This is a genomic window from Nostoc sp. 2RC (assembly GCF_014222165.1).
In the GTDB taxonomy this organism is placed as follows: Bacteria; Cyanobacteriota; Cyanobacteriia; order Cyanobacteriales; family Nostocaceae; genus Nostoc; species Nostoc linckia.
Map to the genome: position 1 here is coordinate 1 of NZ_JACKZU010000411.1, position 6928 is coordinate 6928.

A 6928-nucleotide genomic window follows, 5' to 3' on the forward strand; every position below is an offset into this window, starting at 1 on the left:
GCGAACCACTAGTGTGGTTGTTGACTGTTAACCGTTAACTGTCAACGGTCAACAGTTAACTATTTAATCAAGTCAATGTGCAACGCCAAGTGCAGAACAGTTTATTTTGTGGGCTAATTGTTACAAGTTGCCAATGTTTTATAACCCATGACCAATGCCCCACAACCAAGCAAATATGATGGCTGCCATCGCACCGATTAATGTATTGAAAATATTTACAACTTCGTTTGTCAGCCAGTTATATTTTGATTGCAGTGTTGCTCCAATCACGCTTTCCAAGTTAGTGGCGATAAATGCTGCTAGCACACACCAAGCTACACCTAATATATCAATTAAACCAACTCCCCAACCAACCAAGGCCATGGCCACAGAACCCACAACACCAGCTAAAGTTCCTTCTAAGCTTACTGCTCCTTCTGTACCGCGAGGCACTGGTTGAAGGGTAGTAATCAAAAAGGTGCTTTTACCGTATGCTTTACCAACTTCGCTGGCAGTGGTGTCAGCAAGTTTGGTACTGAAACTCGCCACATAGCCTAATAATAATAGAGATTGGAGATTAGGGATTAGGGATTGGGGACTGGGTACAAAAATTCCCCAATTGAGTAACCCTACTCCCAAGGCACACAAAGCCCCAGTTAAAGCCGAACCCCAGACGTTTTCTGGGCCTCTTGCACCAGAACGCTTTTCGGCAATTCCTTCGGCTTCTTTTTGTGCCATTCCTATGCGGGTAACACCAGAACCAACTAAAAAATAGAACATTACCACTGCATAACCTTGCCAGCCTAAAGTTCCCCAAATTAGTATGGCCAATAACCAGGCGTGGAATAATCCAGCTGGAGTGAGCAGTTTTTTAGGAGCGATCGCAGCTAAACACAATAAAATTGTGTTTAATCCTACTCCCACCAGCCACGGATTTAGAGAATTAATTGAGGGTAACATCAGTAATTAGTCAACAGTAAGTTTATATTATTACATGTATTGCAAGTTGCTTTTTAACTTAGTTCGTTGCTGACCGTTAACTGTCAACAGTCAACAGTTAACAACCAATAAAAAAGATGTACAACGCCAAATGATTTTGGCTGGCGATTAATTATTAGTTTTTCCCATATAAAGTATGAACCAAACTATATTCCATCTTGCTTTTCCTGTGACTGATATTGCCAAGACCAAAAAATATTATGTAGATGGCTTGGGCTGTATTCCAGGCCGGGAAAATCGCCACGCATTAATTCTCAATCTCCACGGTCATCAATTAGTAGCTCATGTTACCAAAGATATTTTGATACCCCAACAAACCATTTATCCAAGACACTTTGGACTAATTTTTACACAAGAAGGTGATTGGCAGGATTTATTAGCAAGGGCACAACAACAGCAATTAATTTTTCGCGAAGAAAGTAAAAATCGCTTTGTTGGTTCTCCTCTTGAGCATCGTACTTTCTTTTTAGAAGACCCTTTTTATAACCTCATGGAATTTAAGTATTATCGCTACCCAGAAGCAATTTTTGCAAGTTCAGAACACACACAAATTGGCGATAGAACTTAAGAATTTAGAATTGAGCTAATAGGCTGTGCCAATATCTCTGATATGACTGCTAAAGTCTTGGAATTAGTGAGCATCCAAGAGTGTAAACCAACTCGCATAACCATTTCTTTTCCCACCAGCATTTGTGAACTTTTCGCTGGTACGATCATTAAATCGTAGGGTGTCCAGATAGATGTAAAATTTAGCTGCTTTAATATATCAACATCAGAATTCAAATCTTGGAGAAAAAGGCTGTTGGGACGCATTTGTATGCAACCAGGACGCTGGGATGCATAAGCAAGCACAGTTCCGTTATGGGGTGAAGAAATGGTAATGAACCGCTGTACCTGCTTAATTCCTCCCAAGCGTTGCACATAGTAACGGCTGACAATTCCTCCCATACTGAAGCCTACTAAATCAATTGGTTGTTCTGGTGGAAAGTTATCTTTAACATAATCGGCTATCTGGTGTGCCAATTTATCAAGACCTAAATCACCATTATTGGGTACTAAATTGAGGGCATATACAAGCCAACCTTGTTGTATTAGGTATGCCCTCATTTTCCGAAAAACTATTTCTGTGTCGCCAATTCCGTGTACTAACACAACTGGATTGCGCTGCTGATTTATAATACTCATCGATAAAATTTAGCTGAATTATCGGGTTAAGTTTTACTCAATTTTAGATTTTAAATTTTGAATTTGGGATTGCAAAGGTAAATCCATACTGTTCTACAAGCTGAAGTTACTGGTTTTCGGATGCTCGCACAGATATTTAGCAAAGGTTAAGGTTTAAAGCGTTGACTGTTGACGGTTCACAGTCAACAGTCTTCAAATGTAAAAAATTTAACTCAGTCCATAGATAGAGCAGCTGGCTGATTATTAGACAAAGAAATGTTAATTTTTGTGAAGCTAGCTTTCAGAATCTTGCTCTTAGTTACAGTAAAATTTAATAATTAGTTCTCAGTGTATTAGCTCGTAAGTGCTTGCAACAAAGCATCTATAGTGTAGTTTTACTACAATGTTCATTAAACACAAACCTATAGAGGTTGTCACCAGGATAGGGTGACGCAAAGCAGAAAATGTAACATTTTGTCGTGATTTTTAACAATTACGGTCAAATTTCAAATATAAAAGGCAGGAGTAATTGTAATGGGTTTTATCAAAAATTTGATCTCAGGAATTCTTGGTTTATTAAGCGGTATTCTGGGTTTCGTTACTGGCTTATTACCGGGAAAGAAAAAAAGCAACGGCTACTTCTTAGAATTGGACGAGGCCAAGGATACTGCTAAAGAAGCAGCTAAAGAGGTAGCATCAACAGCGAAGAAAGCAGTGGAGACAGTTGCTTCAACTGCGAAAAAAGTAACGGAAACAATTACATCAGATGCACCAACCGCATCCGAACCAGTTTCATTGAATGGAGCTAAAGCGGACACAACTAAAGCTAAGGCAAAATCGACTAAATCAACTAAAGAAGCAAAATCAACTCAAAATCCAAAACCAGCTGATGTTCAGCTAGTCCAGACTGCTCAAGGTCTACAAGTTCAACCCGGCAACAATGAAAAAGCTGCGGCGGCCAAAGTCGTTAAACAGCAGCCAACTGAAACCACCTTTGCGCCTAAGTATCTGGCTCCTTCGGCTAATGGCTCTAACGGTCGTCGCCGTCCAGGGGCTAACATGAATTCTTACCTAGAACTAGCACGTCAGGTTAAAACCCCTGCTAATAATAAGTAGAGACGTTGAATTTTACGTCTCTACAAATTTGTTAAGCGTGAATACGCAAGGTTAAGACGACTTTAGCAGTTGTAAGTGTAGGAACTATCCAAAGTAGGAGCGATCGCTTAATATTCTCCACTACAGCTGCATCTTTTTGGGTTGAAGCTTGTTCATCCAACATTATCCCTGTTACCCGACCTTTTTTGATGGCGAACTCGAAAACGATTTCACCACCAAAACCTGGGGGTAAATTTATTTTTTTTAGGTGTTGGGTTAAGTCAGCTATTGCCGTTTCATCCAAGCCAGTGGCGCTAAGGACTTCTAACTGGTGAGGGATGGATGCTGCTAATTTTGGCGATGGCGGGGCTGATTCTTCTCGCTTTGTCCATCGCCTTTGTTCGAGAAAATCTGGAACCTCGTCTGCTGAAGCTGGCGCTGCTGCCATTGGAAATGTTATTTGACGCGCCACAGCACCAGCCGGAGGACTTGCAAATACTCCTTCGTAACTAACTGCTTCCGGCATTTCCACGGGAACTTGCATAGACACATATTGGCTTTTCGGTTCAACCCGCACGTCATCGCTAACAGCAACAAAAGCAGTGTATTGAGAAAGCAGTTGATAAGTTAAAGCTGTTTGTGTAACTGCTTCTACACCAGCTTTGGTTTCATAACTTACCATTTGATTCATCAAGTCTTTAATACAAGCACGTCCCCATAACTGAGCTACAGCCAGATTTTCCGTTTCTTCAAATGTGAGGTGAAACGTTTTTTCATAGCGTTTACCGCCCACAGCAATGCCGGAAATTTGCAGATTACCACTGGCTTTATCTTGTTTGCGCGCAAACAAAACTAATGGTTGTTCGCAAAATAAATCAGGTGCTATTTTTGGGTAAATTACAGGCGGTTCTTTACTACCTTCCCAGGAAATTTGAATATTCGTTAGTACAGGATTGTTGATTTGTTTGTAGAACTTTTCAGCAACTTCTTCTGTGGGTTCATCATGACGAATAATTCTAGATATTCCCCGGCCGATTTCAGCAATGCGATTTAATAAAAAACGATTAACTGAACTACCAGCACCGAAACTATAAAGGCGATTTCCCACTTGGAGGTGTTTTTGTACCTCTGCTAAAATCTCATTTTCGTTGCCAATGTAGCCATCGGTGAGAAGCACAACAGAACGTAATCTTCCGGCTGGTGTGGGGAATTTGATGGCTGTACGAATACCACTGAGCATTTCTGTGCCGCCAGCAGCTTGTAAATTATTAATATAAGCGATCGCTTTGGCACGATTTTCTGCTGTATTCGGTAGAGGTTTCTTTGATAATTGCCTGACTTTATCTGAAAAATCGAGAATTGTAAAAGTATCATTGGGATTCAACCCATTAATAAATCGCCGCATTAATTCTTGGCATTTTTTTAACGGATCGCCTGATTGCGAACCAGAAGTGTCTACTAAAAATACAACATCTTTGGGGACAATTTCATCAGTGGAATATTCCAAAGCTGGAATCAAATATATGGCAAAATGTCCGCCGCGATGGTCGGCTTGGGTTATTACTGTAGATTGAGTTTCTTGTCCCGAAACTTGATACCGGAGAATTAAATCTTTGTTGGGAATTGTATCTTCTCCAGCTAATTGAATCCGCACAATTTGACCTGCATGTTCAATTTTTAATTGATGGGAAGGAGAACGCACTTGAGAAATTGGTAAACCTGCGTCAATTTCCACTATGACATTAATATCATGGCGAGAACGCATTCCTTCTGGAACCACAGGCGGCGTAATCCGGGAAGCATCAGGAACTCTATCTGTGTCACCGCTATTATCTATGGTTGTTCCCGGAATATATCTCGGCCCTACCACCATCGGAAACACAAATTCGTAGTTTCCCGCTTCAAATTTTAAACTTTCAGTGTAACGAATTGTGACATCAATTTGTTCCCCTGGTTTGATGTTAGCCAGAGATTGAGTAAAGATGTTGTCTCGTTCCTGTTCTAAAAGTCCTGCGGTGCGTCCTTGTTGTTTTGCCTTTTCATAGATTTGTTGCGCTTCTTCACGTTTTTTAATATTACCTTTGATGATGCGATCGCCTATTTTGATTTCCATATCATCCACCGCCGCTTCATCAGGTAACGGAAAGATATACACGGCTTCTAAAGGCTGCGTGAAGGGATTTTCAAAACTTTGAATCACCTCAACTCGTGACAAATTACCTGCAACTTTCGCTAATACTTCCGTATGCTTGAGGGGAAAAACTAGCTGTTGTCCTTCAGGAGATTGGACGTATAAACCCCCTAGCTGTTGGTTGTTAGCACTTCCTGTATTCATAGGTTTGATAGCTTTTTGTGTTAGACGTAAATCTAGACTAACCAAAGCAACAAGTAACTGTAACCTAACCACTATTAGGAGTTTTGTTAGGATATGGAGGAGAAGCTGATACATCCAACAATGACACCAATTCCTCAACTGTTTGCACAAGCTGAAAACGACTGGAATTTCCCAAGATTGTGCCAAGATCTCGCCTCTGCTAAACAGCAAATTTCTGGTAAATCCAAACAACTCACACCATTGGAAATAACTTGTTTAAGGGGATTGCTTTGCGGTTATAGTCCTAGTGAAATAGCTGCTGCCATCAATCGGGAAGTAAGGGGGTTAAGAGTTGATTTATCTAGAGGATTGTATCGCTATATCGAAGTATTAACCAACCGACCTTTTAACACCTTAAAAGACTGGAGAGAAGTCGCTGATTGGTTAGCAAAAGCTAACTACAAACATAATTTATCTACTTTGAATTTGCAAAATAATGATTCGTTAATCAAAATTGTTGATATTTCTCTTGAAGGCTCTGCTAATTTATGTGTGATTGATTTAAAAGTCCGTAATATTGGCAGCCAGGTTGCGTTTTTGAAAAATGCTCAGTTTTTATTTCATCATGTTTGGGTACTAAAAAGTTGGGTTTTACCTGAAGTGCAAAAATATGAACTAGCTTATCCAGCCGCACCAGCTATGTCAATACAGCGCAGCAGACCTGTTTTACCTAGTTTTGATTACCAAGTTACTTTACCAGCAAATTTCAATTTTGATATTCCTCTACCATTGAATTTTGTTAAAAATAACTATTTAAATACAGAAACAGAAATTATTCATCTGGAAAATATTAAAATTTCGCAATGTGTCAGTTGTAACGATGTAGATAGATTTACGTTTACTTTATTTTTGCCCAACAGCGAACAACAATTATCTAGCCAAGAACATTCACCATATTTGATACGTACATCATATATTTATCACTTTAAACTAGAACTTATTTATGATGAAGATAATAAATATATTCAATCTTCTGACTTAATTATTTTTTTAGAACCAAAATATCCTGAGAATATAGAAACACGAGAATTTTTGATAGAATCTGATTCTCAACTTTCCAACGAAATGAAAAAATGGAGTCAGCAGAATCTAGAGTTTCTAACGGAAATCGCCAAAATAAAAAGTGTTATGAGTTCATCATTAAATTCTTTAATCAAAATAGCGGTGCGTTAGCCTACTGGCGTGTCAAGGCTAAATTGTCGCAATAAAATTTCTTGTGGGATGGGTGTCCTCACCATTGGTGTCAACTTAACGTAAAACCCTTGTAATGACGTTAGAGCAAACTTACTCAATTACTAACTAATCGACACTCACCCC

The 6928-nt window shown here is 39.5% G+C and carries 6 protein-coding genes; 3 read left to right on the forward strand and 3 right to left on the reverse strand.

Features of this window, described 5'->3' with window-relative positions; all coding sequences use genetic code 11:
• Nucleotides 1-138 precede the first annotated feature (138 nt).
• Nucleotides 139-939, reverse strand: a complete 801-nt coding sequence (locus GNE10_RS30030; protein WP_185569419.1) for a TIGR00297 family protein — start codon at nucleotides 937-939, stop codon at nucleotides 139-141.
• Nucleotides 940-1114: 175 nt separating this feature from the next.
• Between GNE10_RS30030 and GNE10_RS30035 the strand changes: the two genes are divergently transcribed.
• The gene (locus tag GNE10_RS30035; RefSeq protein WP_185569420.1) at nucleotides 1115-1546 is read left to right on the forward strand and encodes a VOC family protein; all 432 of its coding nucleotides are present in this window, start codon (nucleotides 1115-1117) and stop codon (nucleotides 1544-1546) included.
• On the opposite strand, the gene GNE10_RS30040 is transcribed toward GNE10_RS30035, so the two are convergent.
• Nucleotides 1543-2163: a triacylglycerol lipase gene (locus GNE10_RS30040; RefSeq protein WP_099072400.1), complete on the reverse strand. Its 621-nt coding sequence runs from the start codon at nucleotides 2161-2163 to the stop codon at nucleotides 1543-1545. The genes GNE10_RS30035 and GNE10_RS30040 overlap by 4 nt on opposite strands.
• A 513-nt stretch (nucleotides 2164-2676) precedes the next feature.
• On the opposite strand from GNE10_RS30040, the gene GNE10_RS30045 reads away from it, so the two are divergent.
• The gene (locus GNE10_RS30045) at nucleotides 2677-3258 is read left to right on the forward strand and encodes a hypothetical protein (RefSeq protein ID WP_185569422.1); all 582 of its coding nucleotides are present in this window, start codon (nucleotides 2677-2679) and stop codon (nucleotides 3256-3258) included.
• 31 nt (nucleotides 3259-3289) lie between these two features.
• Here the strand turns inward: GNE10_RS30045 and GNE10_RS30050 are convergent, their stop codons facing one another.
• Nucleotides 3290-5572, reverse strand: a complete 2283-nt coding sequence (locus GNE10_RS30050; protein ID WP_185569424.1) for a VIT domain-containing protein — start codon at nucleotides 5570-5572, stop codon at nucleotides 3290-3292.
• Nucleotides 5573-5665: 93 nt separating this feature from the next.
• Here GNE10_RS30050 and GNE10_RS30055 point away from each other — a divergent pair, with 93 nt between their 5' ends.
• Nucleotides 5666-6784 carry a hypothetical protein gene (locus GNE10_RS30055; protein WP_185569423.1) on the forward strand — a complete coding sequence of 373 codons (1119 nt, stop codon included), beginning with the start codon at nucleotides 5666-5668 and terminating at the stop codon, nucleotides 6782-6784.
• Nucleotides 6785-6928 lie beyond the last annotated feature (144 nt).

Excerpts from the sequence above, each read along its gene's own strand:
- GNE10_RS30030 (WP_185569419.1), bottom strand. The coding sequence starts at position 939 with ATGTTACCCTCAATTAATTCTCTAAATCCGTGGCTGGTGGGAGTAGGA.
- GNE10_RS30035 (WP_185569420.1), top strand. The coding sequence starts at position 1,115 with ATGAACCAAACTATATTCCATCTTGCTTTTCCTGTGACTGATATTGCC.
- GNE10_RS30040 (WP_099072400.1), bottom strand. The coding sequence starts at position 2,163 with ATGAGTATTATAAATCAGCAGCGCAATCCAGTTGTGTTAGTACACGGA.
- GNE10_RS30045 (WP_185569422.1), top strand. The coding sequence starts at position 2,677 with ATGGGTTTTATCAAAAATTTGATCTCAGGAATTCTTGGTTTATTAAGC.
- GNE10_RS30050 (WP_185569424.1), bottom strand. The coding sequence starts at position 5,572 with ATGAATACAGGAAGTGCTAACAACCAACAGCTAGGGGGTTTATACGTC.
- GNE10_RS30055 (WP_185569423.1), top strand. The coding sequence starts at position 5,666 with ATGGAGGAGAAGCTGATACATCCAACAATGACACCAATTCCTCAACTG.